The organism is Pedobacter anseongensis (assembly GCF_037482965.1).
In the GTDB taxonomy this organism is placed as follows: domain Bacteria; phylum Bacteroidota; class Bacteroidia; order Sphingobacteriales; family Sphingobacteriaceae; genus Pedobacter; species Pedobacter anseongensis.
This window is the reverse complement of record NZ_JBBHKB010000002.1, coordinates 657,643-672,067: the sequence shown is the minus strand read 5'-3', so window position 1 is coordinate 672,067 and position 14,425 is coordinate 657,643. Positions and strand designations below refer to the sequence as shown.

Genomic DNA, 14,425 nt, shown 5'->3' with positions numbered 1-14,425 from the left:
TTATGAAAAGATTATTTTTATGTGTTGCAGTGCTATCGATACTGATAAGCTGCAAAAAGACATCATATGTTGCTAAATTTGATAAGCTGCCCCAAGAACGTGCGGCAGAACAAATCAGTTTAGTGTCTTCCACCTTAACGGGTGCAACAAATGGCTGGATCGCAACTTTACCTACACAAGCGGGTGGAGGCTATGGCTTTTACATGAGTTTTGATAATTCAAATAATGTGGTTATGTACGGAGACATGACCGCCACAAGTTCATCAACATCAGGAGCTTCGTATTATCGAATTAAGCAAGATTTGGGCACTGAACTTGTTTTCGATACCTATAACTATATTTCCATGCTCGACGATCCGAATGGCACTTTGGGAGGAGCGTCTAAGATTGGTTATAGTAGTGACATCGAGTTTACTTTCGATAGGATAGCTGGAGATAGCATCATTTTTATAGGGAAGAAATACAGGCAACCTTTTAAACTGGTAAAAGCTACAGCAGCACAGAAAGCCAGTTATTTAGCTGGGGAATATAAAACGGCGATTGATAAGTTTTCAACCTCTATGTCTGGGATTAAAAACCCTTATATTGAACTGGGTACCGGGGCTCAGCTTGCTAAAATTGGCGTATCTATTAATACCACCAATAATTTAACCTTAGGAAAAAGGATAGATTTGTCTGGCCTTGCATCAGATGGTAAAGTTTTATCTGGGACTGGAAAGTATGCATTTAACTTAAATGGAGCAGAGCTATTAGGTAATGGAATTCTTATTAATGGAGTTAGATTAGTGAGAATTCTTTTTAAAGACGCTACTACGCTTGCATTCTATGATGATAAAGGGACTGAATATATTATTAAGTCTAACCCCTCGCCTTTAACGCCTTTAGCTTCATTATTTGGCTTCCCTACAACTTTCCCTTATAGAAGAATATCTATACCATCTACAGGTTTAGCTGCTGGGGTAACCTCAGAGTTTACAGCTGTTTATAATCAAATGCTTGCCCTATTTATTGGTACTGGCAGGTCTGTTACCTCTACAAATTTTATCCTTACAAGTAATAGCGTGTTTACTGTAGAAGTAAATTATTTGTCCGGTACATCTGCATTTGTAGCCTCTGCTACTTATAATTATACAAAGGTCGGAGATGTAATAACACTTGATAATAATCCTGTGCCTAACGTTAACTGGCCAACGAGGGCTGTACAAATTAAGCCATTGGCAGATTATATGCTTACTGGTCCATTTAAAATAGATTGGGTTTCGAGTAGTAATCCAGCTGTGCCCAATTTGGGAGGGCTATACCGGACTGGAAATCTAGGTTCGTTTATTTACGGCGCTCTATAATACCTAGTTTATGTTTAATGCCTCCGACCAAATCGGGGGCATTTTTTTATGACAAAATTTTTAAATGCACTTTATGATTTATCCGTATATTTGAGCTATGTTTAAAAAGATCGTTTTTATTCTATTTTTACTAGCTTCAATCTTTGCAACCGTGCCTAAGGCACAAGCGCAATGTTCTATGTGCACCATTAATGCCGAGCAAGGGAGCAAAAATGGTAATACGCAATCAAAGGGCATAAATCAAGGCGTTATCTATCTTTTAATATTTCCTTATATTCTCATTGCCGGTGTAGGGATCTTATGGTATCGAAATTACCGTAAGAAAATTACCGCAGAATCCATAAGTTCATAACAAGAGTTGCGCGGGATGAAGAATACTTCAAAATGGTACGCACTTATTCACGGAAAATGCCCCAGCTGCCGAAGAGGAGATATTTTTTCCGGTAGTTTATATGGCTTTAACATTCAGCGAACCAATTACTGTTGTAGCCATTGTAACCAACGCTTCGAAATTGAACCTGGGTACTTCTATGCTGCCATGTATGTAAGTTACGCTATGAATATGGCCGAGATGATTGCTATGGGTTTTGCTACCTATTTTGTTTCTGGAGGTCGATTAGATTTTGGCGCAATTTGGCTATATGTAGGCGTAATTTTTCTAGGTTCTTTGCTATTATCCCCATTCAATTATCGATATTCACGCATAATTTTATTACATTGGTTATCGCCCAAAATTAAATATAACGCAATGTATGATAAACCTTAATTGTTGGAGGCTGCGGGTTGTGTGTTGCAGCTGTGCGCACAATTGGCATACTATTTTGATAATGAAATAATTTAACCATTGAAAAATGTTAAAGAAGAAGACCTTACATTTTCTCGAGCTTTTAAGCGAAAATAATAACCGCGAATGGTTTGCTGAAAATAAGCATCTCTACGAAGAGGCAAAGGCCGATTTATTAGTGATGATTGCCATACTAATTAAAGAATTTTCGGCCATTGATCCGCAGTACTCGGCAGATACAGAGCCTAAAAAGGCATTGATGCGCATTTATCGTGATGTCCGATTTAGTAAAAATAAAGATCCTTATAAAAAGAATTATGGTATTGCGTTTGATGTAAAAGGTTATGGGCCAAATACACCAAGTTACTATCTTCACTTACAGCCCGGTAATTGTTTTTTTGGCGTGGGATTTTGGCAGCCTGAACCGCAGATTTTAAAAATGATTAGAGAGGAAATTGATTATAATGCATCAGAATTTTTAAGTGTTATCGCTGCTGATGATTTTAAGAAAACGTATACTTTAAGCCAGGAAGATAAACTTAAAAAAGCACCAAAGGGCTATGAAATTGATCATCCACAAATAGAGATACTTAAGTTAAAGAGCTTTATTGCCATTTATAAAATTGGAGATGCAGAATTTTTTAAGCCAACTATCGTTAATAAGTTGAAAACTGCTTTCGAAATTATTCAACCTTTCGTGCTATTTTTGAGAAAAGCAACTGCCAGTTAACAGTTTTCAATTAACCATTACAGTACCTTCATCCGATGGCTATAGCATGGCGCAAATAACCATCGAATGAAGGGAAACGACCAAGAAACGAATCAATAAAAAACTAACCCAAATGAAAAATACTTTCTTAGCCCTATCATTCTTCCTTTTTACCTCAACAATCACTTCGTGCGTAATCTTATCACCAAAAAAGTATAAAGCTTTGCTGGCTAAACAAGATTCATTAGCTACTGGCTGGAACGAATCGCAGTTAAAGGGGGAAGGTTTGGAGCAATTGATTGCAAGATTAAGAAAAGATACAGTGGGTTTAAATGGGCAACTGGCCGATTTAAGAGCCCAATATGCTGAAATGGATGCAAATTATTCTAAGTTACGTAGCAACAGTTCTTCTGAGATCAATAAACTTTCAGGGAACTTGAATAAACTATCTGAAGATTTAAAAAAGCGTGAGCAACGTTTAAAAGAAGTGGAAGAGATTTTGCGTAAACGTGATGAAGCTACGAATCAGCTAAAAGCTAAACTTCAAGAAGCCTTACTCGGATTTACCAAAAATGGGTTAACCGTAGAGATAAAAAATGGTAAGGTTTACGTTTCATTAACGGATAAATTATTATTCCCATCAGGAAGTATAATTATTGATGAGAAAGGGAAGCAGGCACTTACTTCGTTAGCAACTGTTTTAAAACAGCAACCTGAAATTAATATTGCAGTAGAAGGACACACGGATTCTCAAAAAATAACGAATCTAGGTCAGATAAAAGATAATTGGGACCTGAGCGTGCTTCGCTCAACTTCTGTAGTACGCTTTTTAACCGAAGAGCAAAAGGTAGAAAGTGTAAGGATGACCGCAACTGGTAAAGGGGAATTCCAACCGCTTGGCTCAAATGCTAATGCCGAAGGTAGAAGCAAAAATCGCAGGATAGAAATTGTACTTTCTCCGAAATTAGATGAGCTTTATGACTTAATTAAGAAATAAATTAGCCAGTATTACCCAACAAACTCCATCAGGCTCCGAAAAGCAACGAAGCGATTCTCGAACTTTGTTAGCAGCTTAGCTTGTAAAGCAGGAGCGAAATTGGTTTGGTAATCTTGATAATTTGCCTCGTTTTCTGCAACGTATTGCGCGCAATAGGTTACTCCTTCGTTGGGCGAGTCTAATACTTTTAATAATCGATTAGAAACAAATCTATCAGTTGCCATTACCTCTGGGATATGAACTTCTTTCATCCACTGTAGCCATTCTTCAGCAGCCGATTCCTCAATAATCAAGGTTACGTTGTATAATAACATGCGGTAAAGATAAAAAATTTAAGCTATGTGCCTAAATTGTCGCCCCTTAAATTTCTAAATCGTTTACGGGCCTCGGCATTAAAGATGCTTCCTGGGTACTCGTTCATCAATTTCTGATACAGTGCTTTTGCCTGGTCTACGCTATCCAACTTCTTTTCATACAAATCGGCCAACATAAATAATGCATCATCTGTCCAAATACTCTCTGGATATGATTTGATAATTTCGTTTAGCATGTCGATTCCCTTATTTACTTCACTTGTTTTTAGGAAAATCTTAGCTTTAGCCATTAAAATATCATCTGTTAGGCTATTCATTGGGTACAAAATGCCAATACTATCGAGTTTAGCTAATGCTAATGCTGGCTTATTCCTAAATTGAATCATCTCTGATTGCGCATACATAATTAGTGCTAGGCTATCATTTTTGCTTAGCAAATTGTCTGAAATCAATAAACTTAAGTTTAGTGCATCATTTGCAATCAATTGAGAGGTCGAAGCTTTTAAAACATCTGCCTGAGATTTTGCGTACTTAAAATCACCCTGGTAAAAAGAAAGCTTAGTTGAACGAAATTTCGCATCGTTACCTATAGGTTGATTTTCGAACTGCTTTGCAACTTGCTCATAAATTAAAGCGGCCTCCCAAGGCTGTTGGGTTAAAATATAGGTATCGGCAAGTTCTAACTTAATTCTACCTAGATCCATGGGTGCTATTCCGGGGATGGTAAGGCATTCTTCTAAGGCTGCTTCCGCCTTTTTTAGATCGTTTAAGTAATATGCTTGTAAATATGCCCATCGCTGGAGAGCAAACATCGTTTGTGAGTTTTTTCCATACTCATCTAAAATGCTCCTATACTGATCGGCTAATAAATTAAGCTCTTGATTCTCATATTTTCCTGTAATTGCCAACTCAAATTTTGTGTTTACCAATTGAATTCGTGCTCCTAAATAATATGGATTCTCTTTGCCTTTAGTAATTATGTACTCAAAGGCTTTAATTGCAGTTGGATAGGCTTTATTGAACACGAATGTATTAGCTGTATTATAAAGCGAGGCTCCATCATCTTTTGTTCGCTTATCTTGTGCAATCAATTGCCTTAAAGCGATTTCATATTGTTGCTGTTGCAAAAATTGCCATATTAATAGTTGATTGTACACTTCAACATCTGGCTCTTTTTGCAGTTTTTTTAATAATGCAGCTTGTAATACTTGATAATCTGAATTGCCTTCAAATGTAGATGCAAAGGCATTTTGTGCTTGGGGGAGTATTTGGGGGTTCGACGAAAGCACACTGATATATTCATCAATTAGCTTTGTCTTATTTTTCTTAAAACGATAGATACTAATTAGCTCAAAAATAAAGGCCTGGTCATCACCCAATAGCTTTCTGCCTTTTAAAAACGTATTAATTGCCATATCATACGCTTCAAACCGATAAAAATGCTGAGCTAATTCTCGAATGCTAAATTCGTCTTTTTGTACTCGATCAATTACATCTAAAAATAGCTTATTTGCTTCTTCAGTTCGGCCATTTTCTAAGTATATCCTACCCAAAGCAATTGGATATTGCGTTTTGAGGGGGAATTGCTTAGCTAATTTTTTAGTCATGGTCTCTGCTTCCGCATACTTCTTAATTTTTATAAGGGAAGTAAAATAGAGCTCAAAATAATTATCGTTTTTGGTCTGATTAAAGAGCTTTTCTAATAAAACTGCTGCTTTGTCGTATTCGCCTTGTTGATAATATTGATAAGCCAATTCTTCATCAATCTGGTCTTGAGCTCTTAGCAAAAAGAACGAAAAGCATAAAAAAACAATTAAGCTAAATTTCTTTATTGACATATCGGGTGATTAAAACAAGACAGACTATTACAAATGCTAAAATAGGCAACCATCCTGATTTTCCCAAAGCTCATCGATAAATAATACAAAATCATGATCGCTTCATCACCGATAAAAAGGAAATTAAATTGTTGAAAATTGTATCAGCGTATTCTAATTGTTACTGTATATTTTCTATAAATGCAGCGCAATCTTGCTACATTGAGTACCAAATGCTGATGTTTAATACGTAACAATGTTAATGTTAAACGGCATTTCAATCCCGTGGTATGTATTTTTACCTCAAGAATGAAATATGGCAATTGCAAAGAAATATAGTTGGCTGATACTCATTGCACTACTGTTTGCTTGTAAGCAAGAAAGCAAAGTAGATGTAATTCCTGTGAATAATTTTTTCAAATCGCAGGACAAAGCTACCTATCGTATTTCGCCCGATGGCAAAAGCCTTTCTTATCTGAAGTTACAAGACAAAAAACAAAATCTCTTTGTTGAAGATCTGGAAACTGGTAAATCTACTCAACTCACCAAGTTGATAGAAAAAAATATTAGCTTTTACTCATGGGTAAGTAATAACGAACTCATTTATTATAAGGAGAAGGAAGGTGTACGTCATCAGTCAGACCTTTTCATCATCAATAAACAAGGTAAGAACGAACGTCAATTAAGCGTAAACGAAAAAACACGGATCCGTATTCTAGAAGACCAGCTCATTGATGATAAATATTTATTGGTACTTTCGAATAAAAGAGACTCTACTGTATCTGATGTTTACCGATTAAACGTACGCAACGGAAAAATGGACATGGTGGCTCAAAATCCAGGCAACATAACAAGCTGGATGACGGATAGTAGGGGTAAATTGAGAATGGCAGTGTCTAATGATGGTGTAAATCAGACGTTGCTAGTTCGAGAAAATGAGGCACAAACATTTAAACCTGTTATTACCATTAATTTTAGAACCACCATTATGCCGATTGCCTTTTCGGAAAATGAACCCAATATTATTTATGCAATTTCTGATGTAGATAGGGATAAATCGGCATTAGTAGAGCTCAACTGCTTAACCGGAAAAGAAAGAAGTGTTCTGTTTGCAAACGACACTTTAAATGTAGTTGATGCCCAGTACTCTAAGAATAAGGGTAAAATGGAGTACGTAGTGTACGAAAATTGGAAAAAGGAAAAATATTATCTAAATCCAAGTGCTAAAAACTTTTATCATAAGTTGGATAAATTATTACCGAATACCGAATCGCGCATCATAGACCAAGATAAAAGCGAAAACGTATTTATTGTTAGAACGTTTACGGACCGTAATCCAGGCTCTTATTATTTATATAATGCCAGCAGGGGCACCTTAAAAAAATTAAGCGACATTAATTCTTCCATTAATGAATTGGAGATGTGCCAGATGAAACCTGTAAAATATACTTCTCGCGATGGCCTGGAAATAAATGGTTACCTCACCTTACCGTTAAACTCGAGCGGGAAAAATTTACCTGTTGTGGTGGTGCCTCATAATGGGCCAGGACAACGAAATAATTGGGGTTTTAATGCTGAAGTTCAATTTTTAGCCAATAGAGGATATGCTGTATTTCAGGTGAACTACAGAGGCTCATCAGGCTATGGAAAGAGTTTTTATGTGGCTGGATTTAAGCAATGGGGCGGAAAAATACAAGATGATATTGATGATGGGGTGCAATGGTTAATTAAAGAGAAAATTGCCAACCCGCAAAAAATTGCAATTTATGGCAGTGGTTTTGGAGGATTTATCGCCTTAAATAGTGCGATTAAAAGTCCGAATTTGTATAAATGTGTTGCTTCGAATTCGAGTGTTCTTAATTTATTCAATTACCTGATCTCTATTCCGCCTTTTTTAAAGTCGAACTTGCAGATGGTTTATGATATTGTAGGTAATCCAGAAACCGATGTGGATTTTATGCGACAAGTCTCACCCGTTTTCCATGCCGATAAAATTAATATCCCTATCTTTATTACACAGAATGTTAAAGATCCTAGAATTAATCCAAGCGATGCAATCCGTTTAGTGAAGGAACTTAAAAAGCGGAATATCCCTGTTACCTATTTTGAAAAGGAAGAAGCTCCATTCTCAATGGGGCGTGAGGAAGCTAGACAAAAGGTATATACTGCTTTAGAACAATTCTTAGAAAGCAATTTGAAAAAGAAATAACCAGTTAGCATGGTTTCAGAAAAGGATAGTGGTTACCGCAAGAATTTTTCGTTGATAGTAACTTTTATTGTCTTAATTTCACTTGTATTTATTCTTTCCCTTTTTTTAGCATTTAATTTTAGCAGGAAGAATATAGAAAACGATTTTGTATCGGCCAAAGCCAATGTGCTCGAAGAAAGCATGAAGCCTTATAATGATTTCTTCTTCAACAAATTACCTGAAATCTCTTTTTATAATGGCTATTTAGATTCGGCGCTGGCTACCAAATTTGTGGATACGATCCTAACACAATATCCATTCGTAACTAAGGTCATATTTTATGACGCTGAAGTTAAAAATGTTAAGTATGACGAAAATAGGGTGGATTATGGAGATCTCTCGATTTCAGTTAAGAATGTTTATCAATTTGGAAAGCACATTCCCAAAGATTCTATTAAGCTTTATGGAGAAAACGAAGTGAGAAACCACGCCAATTTAGAAGATTTTAATGAAGCCTCCGTTAAATTGGGAACTTTTGTTAAAGTGCTAGATACAACAAAAGTCCCTAGTCAGGAAGAACTTTCTGGCAACTTCATGAATATTCAATCGAATGGAATCGACTATTTTAATATTCCAAGCTTCGAAATTTTAAAGGTTTATAAGCGGATGATGATGAACAAGCTAAATTTGCAGCCTGTTTATCAGCAAGATATGCTTTCGTTTAAACTGGATCCTAGTAAGATTAAAATAAAAAATACTCGACCATTGCTATATCAGAATGTAAGAATTGAGTCGATAAATTACGATCCCTTAGATACATCCTCAGATATAACAGGAGAAATTACCTTAGGTGGGGCATTTTCAGATTACAAGCTCTATTTTATCTCCTCAAAATCATTCGTGAAAAAGGAGATTTTTAGCTATTTCTTACCCATTGCCTCTTTGTTATTTCTATTTTATGGGGTCTTAGTATTAGTAGCTTTCCTCATTTACCGAAACTTAAATATTAACCATAAAATGTTTAAACTACAATATGATTTTGTAACTAACCTTACGCATGAATTTAAAACACCTGTTAGCGTAATTAAAATTGCAGGAAATAATATTAAGAGCGCTGCAAATATAACCGAAAGAGAACAGAAACTATACGGAAAGATCCTAGATGAGGAGGCAGATAAACTAAACGGTTTAATGAACAAGCTGCTAGCTTTTACACAAATTGAAAATAAAGCGATCACCTTAAACCGCGATCAAATAAATATAGAAGATTTTATTGAAAGCACAATCGATGTACATAAGTTAAAGCACCCTGATTTTGAATTCACGTACGAGATTTCGGGTTTTACTACATTTATTACGGATCCGGTTTTGTTAGGTAGTTTATTCGATAACTTGGCAGAAAATGCCTATAAATATTCGAATAAAGAACATAAGAAGTTGCACATTACCGCGCGGCTAATTAAAGATAAAATTGTATTCAGGTTTAAAGATGAAGGAATAGGTATTCCATCATCAGAAATAAATAATATCTTTAAAAAGTTTTATCGCATACAGAACCGTTATAATCAGAATGGAAGTGTGGGCTTAGGTTTGGCTTTTTGTAAAGAACTGGTTAACTTTATGAACGGCGAAATTTCGGTAAAGAGTGTGGTCGATAAAGGAACAGAGTTTAAAATTGTGCTACCTTACATAGGGAATTAAGTGGTTAGAAAGTTGAAATGTTGAAATGTTGGAAAGTTGTTTTATCTCAACGCTCAAGAACATTAAAACGTTACAACATTAAAACGTTATAACATAAATAAAGTAACATGTCTAAAGGAATTAAAATATTAATCGTAGAAGACGATGAAAATCTTCGTTTTTTAGTCGTACATCGTTTACAAGCAGAAGGGTATCAAGTGCTAGAAAACAGCGATGGTTTATCTGCGGTAGAAAGCATCATGACCGAAAAGCCGGATATTGTACTGCTAGATTGGATGTTGCCGGGTAAAGAGGGTGCAGAAGTATGCGAAGAAGTTAGAAAGGCTGGCTATGAAGGTTTAGTGATTATGATGACCGCAAAGGCACAAGATGTAGATAAAATTGATGCTTATAATTTTGGCGCTTCTGATTATGTTACTAAACCCTTTAATATGGATGTTTTAGTGGCAATGCTAGATAGTAAAGTTAAATTTTTATTGAATAACGATCGATCTGAAATCCATCGCTTCGGGAATATGGAGCATCATCCCAATATCCACACCCTGTTTCGCGAAGGTAAAAAAATCGAATTAACCATTTTAGAGAACCGCATATTGTTATACTTTTTGCGTAATCCAAATAAAGTAATCAATCGAGATGAATTGATGCTGGTGGTTTGGGGATATAATTCTGATGTAAATACGAGAACATTAGATATGCACATTGTACGCTTACGTAAAAAAATTGAATTGAACCCAGATAATCCGCAGTTATTGCAAACGGTTAGAGGCATAGGGTATCGGTTTAATGCGGGATAGGTTGGATGTAAGATGGAAAAAACCTTCACGCTTACTGCTAAACATTAAGGGATTAAGAAAATTTAGCCTTAATATTCCTTGATTTCTTAATGTTTAAAATAACTAAGCCCCAATACTATTAAAAACTGCAATAGCATTGTGCCATCTAAAAAGAAGAAATAATAATATTCATTCTTTTTAAGGTTAGATTTGAAGATGAGCCAACCTGTGATAAAAATGGTTAAAGCTATACCAATTACATCTGCATTGATTGTTTTCGTAAACAAAATTAGCAGTACGAGATAAGCTCCTAGCAGTGCTTGACAAAATATCCAGGCCTTTTTCTCGCCCAGCATTACTGGAACAGTTTTTAACTCATAAAGCTTATCCTGAAATAAATCTCTTATATCAAAAGGAATAGTGATGGCGCAAATAAATAGAAATCGTTTCCCGACAAGAAGCAATGTTTCTCCCAGTGACACTGAAATACCATATTTCCCTACCTCAACAATTGGTAATAAAACACAACTTGCCGACCATACAAAGGCGATTAGGAATAACTTTATTCCAGGAATATTTCTTAGTCCGATGTTTTTCTGATCAATTTTTAAAAAGGGAAAATTGTAGGCAAGAGCGAGTATACCCACAAAGCTCATCAACAATTTAGATTGGTAACTGAGATAAAGTAAAGCAATTGGGACAATGCAGAGCCCAGCAATTAACGTTATCGATATAATTAAGCGGTGATGTGAGAAAATCCACCTTACCCTTTTAAATGGTGATTTATGCGGCTGCTCTGGTTTGGATAAGAGCATGCTTAAGTTGTAAACCATTAATGTTGAGAAAAATAAAAACGCGAGAACTGGTTTCTCAGGAGGGAGTTTGAGTAAATAATAGGTAACCATACCTTGAGCAACAGCACAAAAGGCAATAAATAAATTGCTAAAAAGCAGAAAATCTAAACTAGAAAAAAATGCCTTTTTTATCATAACTAATTTTGAGTGTTGTATTAACTCCTCCTCAACTCAAATATCGTTATTTCTGGCAGGATTCCTACACGACCAGGATAGCCTAAAAATCCATATCCAACATTTACATACAATTGTTGTTGCTTTTCACGATACAATCCTGCCCATTCTTTGTAAATATATTGAACAGGGCTCCACTGAAATTCTTTTAAACGCACCCCAAATTGCATGCCATGGGTGTGCCCGCTAAACATGGCATCGATATCACTGTATTTTTCTAGCACTTCTCCTCTCCAATGAGATGGATCGTGAGAGAGTAATAATTTAACCGGTAAATCGTCTGTGTTTTTTACCGCAAGTTCCATTTTCCCATACTTCGGAAACCGTCCTGTTCCCCAATTTTCAATGCCTAAAATCCCAATCTCTTCTCCGTTAACCTTTAATCTTCGGCTTTCATTCATCAACAAATCATACCCCATCAGTTTATGTGTGGTAATCATATCCTGGAGATTTTTTACTTTTGCAGGCGAACTCTCTCTACCGAAATAGTAATCGCCATAATCGTGATTGCCTAATGTCGAATACACACCTAATGGCGCTGTAACTTTTGTGAAAATATCTTGATAATCTCTAACTTCGTTCGTTAAGTTATTTACTAAATCGCCCGTAAAAAAAATAAAATCTGGTTTCTCGGCCATCAACATATCTACACCGCCTTTTACGGCAGTCTTATTGTAGAAACTTCCCGAATGAATGTCTGAGATTTGCCCCAATTTAATCCCGTCGAAAGCTTTTGGTAAATTGGGAAGGATGAGCTTTACTCTTTTTACATGATAATCGTAAGCACCCGAAATAATTCCCCAACTTAATGAACTTAGAGGAACTGCTGCTGCAATTAAACCCGCTTTGGTTAAAAACTCAGAACGTGTGATTGATTCGGTAGTTGGTTTTTTGGTTTTTTGGGTGGTTGGTTTTCTTGTTATGCTAACCAACTTGATCACTAGCCTCCTTAAATCATCGACTAACAAAAACGGCAACATACATAGCTTGCAGATTACCGTTAAGAAGAAAGCGACAAGAATAATTGATTTAAGGGATAGAAATAATACCTTTTGAAAATATATTGCACAAAAAACACCTATAATTAATAAGATTGTATAACTCCAATACGCTGTCGTAAAAAACTTTTTAGTAGTGGGCTTCCACTTTTTAAAAACGGATAAAATAGCCGAATAACAATAATAATCAAAGGCTAATAAAAGAACGCTTATAAATAACAAGATAACAGGAGTACGCATAATTTATCTAAAATCTTCATCCTCATCATCAGCCAAATCTACATTGAAAAGGCTATCGAACATATCAGAAAATCCAAAACCACTGTTTAGGTAGTCTTTGCTCAATTGAGAAAATTCTGCCAAGCCATGCAATACAAATTCCATTAATAGTAAGGTCTGGTTTTCGCTTAACTTTGGATGGAATTTTTTAACTAGCTCGTATAATCCGTCAACCTCCATTAGCGCTTTCTTATAATTTGCTAGAACTAACTCATCGCCAATCGAAATCGTGTTCCCCTCCGTAAACCAATCGGTTATTTTGGTATATGGATTTGCATTTTTGCTTTTCTTTGCTTTTTCTGGATCCGGAAAATATCTGGCAAACAAATGTTTGATGGATTTACCAATTAAGGTGTGCGCCACCTTTGCAGGGCCTTCCAATTCGCCTTCATACACCAATTCTATCTTCCCGGTAACTGCCGGAATAATTCCACTTAAATCTGATAGGCGAACAAAGGTAAACGCTTCGTTATTAATCAACATTCTTCGCTCTGCTGTGCTAATTAAATTTTCGTAGGCAGAAATGGTTAAACGTGCCGAAACTCCCGATTTTTGATCAATGAACTCACTTTTTCGTGCTTCAAATGCTACTTGCTCAACTAAGTCTTTAACCAGACCATCTACTTCAATTAAGGTGCGTTGCTCTTGAGTAAGTTTCGCTTCTTGGAACGTAATTTTTTTAGCTATTTCTACCGTTTTTGGATAATGAGTTAAAATTTGACTTTCGATTCTATCTTTCAATGGGGTTACAATGCTGCCACGATTAGTATAATCTTCCGGATTGGCTGTAAATACAAACTGAATATCCAATGGCAAACGTAGCTTAAAACCTCTAATCTGTATATCTTTTTCTTGAAGCATGTTAAATAAAGCAACCTGTATTCTTGCCTGCAAATCTGGCAGTTCGTTAATTACAAAAATGCTTCGGTGTGCCCTTGGAATAAGTCCGAAATGGATTACTCGCTCATCATTATAAGTTAATTTTAACGTAGCCGCTTTAATTGGATCTACATCGCCAATTAGATCTGCTACGGTAACATCAGGAGTTGCCAACTTCTCGGTATACCGTTCGCTGCGGTGCTGCCATAAGATGGGGGTATCATCGCCTTTTTGTGCAATTTCATTTTTGGCGAACCACGAAATAGGGTTCAACGGGTCGTCGAATATCTCGCTCCCAGCAACGTATGGGATATACTCGTCCAATAAATTGACCATTAAACGGGCAATACGTGTTTTGGCTTGACCGCGTAAGCCCAATAGCAACACATTATGACGTGATAAAATTGACGTGTGAAGTTCTGGAATTACCGTTTCGTCGTAACCAAGAATACCTTCAAAACCAGCTTCTTTGTTTTGCAACTGGTTAATGAGATTTTTTCTCAGTTCGTCTTTAACGCTTTGTGAGGTATAATTTGTGGCTTTTAGTTGGCCTAGTGTTTTTATTTCTATCATTATTTTATTGTTGAAATGTTTTAAAGTTTTAATGTTTTA

13 protein-coding genes are annotated in these 14,425 nt (G+C 36.0%); 8 read left to right on the top strand and 5 right to left on the bottom strand.

The window, feature by feature from the left end; all coding sequences use genetic code 11:
• The first annotated feature begins 2 nt into the window (after positions 1-2).
• The 5 genes from WG904_RS10135 (at position 3) to WG904_RS10115 (ending at position 3,833) form a co-directional block, all read left to right on the top strand.
• Positions 3-1,343: a DUF4302 domain-containing protein gene (locus WG904_RS10135; protein ID WP_339579192.1), complete on the top strand. Its 1,341-nt coding sequence runs from the start codon at positions 3-5 to the stop codon at positions 1,341-1,343.
• A gap of 97 nt (positions 1,344-1,440) precedes the next feature.
• Positions 1,441-1,695, top strand: a complete 255-nt coding sequence (locus WG904_RS10130) for a hypothetical protein (RefSeq protein ID WP_339579191.1) — start codon at positions 1,441-1,443, stop codon at positions 1,693-1,695.
• 15 nt (positions 1,696-1,710) lie between these two features.
• The gene (locus tag WG904_RS10125; protein WP_339579190.1) at positions 1,711-2,109 is read left to right on the top strand and encodes a DUF983 domain-containing protein; all 399 of its coding nucleotides are present in this window, start codon (positions 1,711-1,713) and stop codon (positions 2,107-2,109) included.
• 85 nt (positions 2,110-2,194) lie between these two features.
• On the top strand, positions 2,195-2,857 hold the full coding sequence (locus tag WG904_RS10120) for a DUF2461 domain-containing protein (RefSeq protein WP_339579189.1): 663 nt from the start codon (positions 2,195-2,197) through the stop codon (positions 2,855-2,857).
• A gap of 112 nt (positions 2,858-2,969) precedes the next feature.
• Positions 2,970-3,833 carry an OmpA/MotB family protein gene (locus tag WG904_RS10115; RefSeq protein WP_339579188.1) on the top strand — a complete coding sequence of 288 codons (864 nt, stop codon included), beginning with the start codon at positions 2,970-2,972 and terminating at the stop codon, positions 3,831-3,833.
• Positions 3,834-3,844: 11 nt separating this feature from the next.
• Here WG904_RS10115 and WG904_RS10110 read toward each other — a convergent pair whose 3' ends face one another.
• The gene (locus WG904_RS10110; protein ID WP_339579187.1) at positions 3,845-4,147 is read right to left on the bottom strand and encodes a DUF4286 family protein; all 303 of its coding nucleotides are present in this window, start codon (positions 4,145-4,147) and stop codon (positions 3,845-3,847) included.
• Positions 4,148-4,170: 23 nt separating this feature from the next.
• Entirely contained in the window at positions 4,171-5,985 is a 1,815-nt protein-coding gene (locus WG904_RS10105) for a tetratricopeptide repeat protein (RefSeq protein WP_339579186.1), read from the bottom strand.
• A gap of 295 nt (positions 5,986-6,280) precedes the next feature.
• On the opposite strand from WG904_RS10105, the gene WG904_RS10100 reads away from it, so the two are divergent.
• From WG904_RS10100 to WG904_RS10090, 3 genes are all read left to right on the top strand, one after another.
• Positions 6,281-8,173 (top strand): S9 family peptidase, encoded by a 1,893-nt coding sequence (locus WG904_RS10100; protein ID WP_339579185.1) that lies wholly within the window; start codon positions 6,281-6,283, stop codon positions 8,171-8,173.
• A 9-nt stretch (positions 8,174-8,182) separates the two neighbouring features.
• The gene (locus tag WG904_RS10095; protein WP_339579184.1) at positions 8,183-9,853 is read left to right on the top strand and encodes a sensor histidine kinase; all 1,671 of its coding nucleotides are present in this window, start codon (positions 8,183-8,185) and stop codon (positions 9,851-9,853) included.
• 107 nt (positions 9,854-9,960) lie between these two features.
• Entirely contained in the window at positions 9,961-10,650 is a 690-nt protein-coding gene (locus WG904_RS10090; RefSeq protein ID WP_339579183.1) for a response regulator transcription factor, read from the top strand.
• Between the two features lie 86 nt (positions 10,651-10,736).
• On the opposite strand, the gene WG904_RS10085 is transcribed toward WG904_RS10090, so the two are convergent.
• The 3 genes from WG904_RS10085 to WG904_RS10075 are packed head-to-tail and all read right to left on the bottom strand — an operon-like array spanning position 10,737 to position 14,386.
• Positions 10,737-11,618, bottom strand: coding sequence for a UbiA prenyltransferase family protein (locus WG904_RS10085; protein ID WP_339579182.1), 882 nt, complete (start codon positions 11,616-11,618; stop codon positions 10,737-10,739).
• Between the two features lie 20 nt (positions 11,619-11,638).
• Positions 11,639-12,895: a metallophosphoesterase gene (locus WG904_RS10080; RefSeq protein ID WP_339579181.1), complete on the bottom strand. Its 1,257-nt coding sequence runs from the start codon at positions 12,893-12,895 to the stop codon at positions 11,639-11,641.
• Positions 12,896-12,898: 3 nt separating this feature from the next.
• Positions 12,899-14,386 (bottom strand): P-loop NTPase family protein, encoded by a 1,488-nt coding sequence (locus WG904_RS10075; RefSeq protein WP_339579180.1) that lies wholly within the window; start codon positions 14,384-14,386, stop codon positions 12,899-12,901.
• Positions 14,387-14,425: the final 39 nt, after the last annotated feature.

Bases quoted from the DNA above. Each gene is read 5' to 3' on its own strand.
- WG904_RS10125 (WP_339579190.1), top strand. From the start codon at position 1,711: ATGAAGAATACTTCAAAATGGTACGCACTTATTCACGGAAAATGCCCC.
- WG904_RS10135 (WP_339579192.1), top strand. From the start codon at position 3: ATGAAAAGATTATTTTTATGTGTTGCAGTGCTATCGATACTGATAAGC.
- WG904_RS10130 (WP_339579191.1), top strand. From the start codon at position 1,441: ATGTTTAAAAAGATCGTTTTTATTCTATTTTTACTAGCTTCAATCTTT.
- WG904_RS10100 (WP_339579185.1), top strand. From the start codon at position 6,281: ATGGCAATTGCAAAGAAATATAGTTGGCTGATACTCATTGCACTACTG.
- WG904_RS10085 (WP_339579182.1), bottom strand. From the start codon at position 11,618: ATGATAAAAAAGGCATTTTTTTCTAGTTTAGATTTTCTGCTTTTTAGC.
- WG904_RS10075 (WP_339579180.1), bottom strand. From the start codon at position 14,386: ATGATAGAAATAAAAACACTAGGCCAACTAAAAGCCACAAATTATACC.
- WG904_RS10090 (WP_339579183.1), top strand. From the start codon at position 9,961: ATGTCTAAAGGAATTAAAATATTAATCGTAGAAGACGATGAAAATCTT.
- WG904_RS10120 (WP_339579189.1), top strand. From the start codon at position 2,195: ATGTTAAAGAAGAAGACCTTACATTTTCTCGAGCTTTTAAGCGAAAAT.
- WG904_RS10110 (WP_339579187.1), bottom strand. From the start codon at position 4,147: ATGTTATTATACAACGTAACCTTGATTATTGAGGAATCGGCTGCTGAA.
- WG904_RS10095 (WP_339579184.1), top strand. From the start codon at position 8,183: ATGGTTTCAGAAAAGGATAGTGGTTACCGCAAGAATTTTTCGTTGATA.
- WG904_RS10105 (WP_339579186.1), bottom strand. From the start codon at position 5,985: ATGTCAATAAAGAAATTTAGCTTAATTGTTTTTTTATGCTTTTCGTTC.
- WG904_RS10080 (WP_339579181.1), bottom strand. From the start codon at position 12,895: ATGCGTACTCCTGTTATCTTGTTATTTATAAGCGTTCTTTTATTAGCC.
- WG904_RS10115 (WP_339579188.1), top strand. From the start codon at position 2,970: ATGAAAAATACTTTCTTAGCCCTATCATTCTTCCTTTTTACCTCAACA.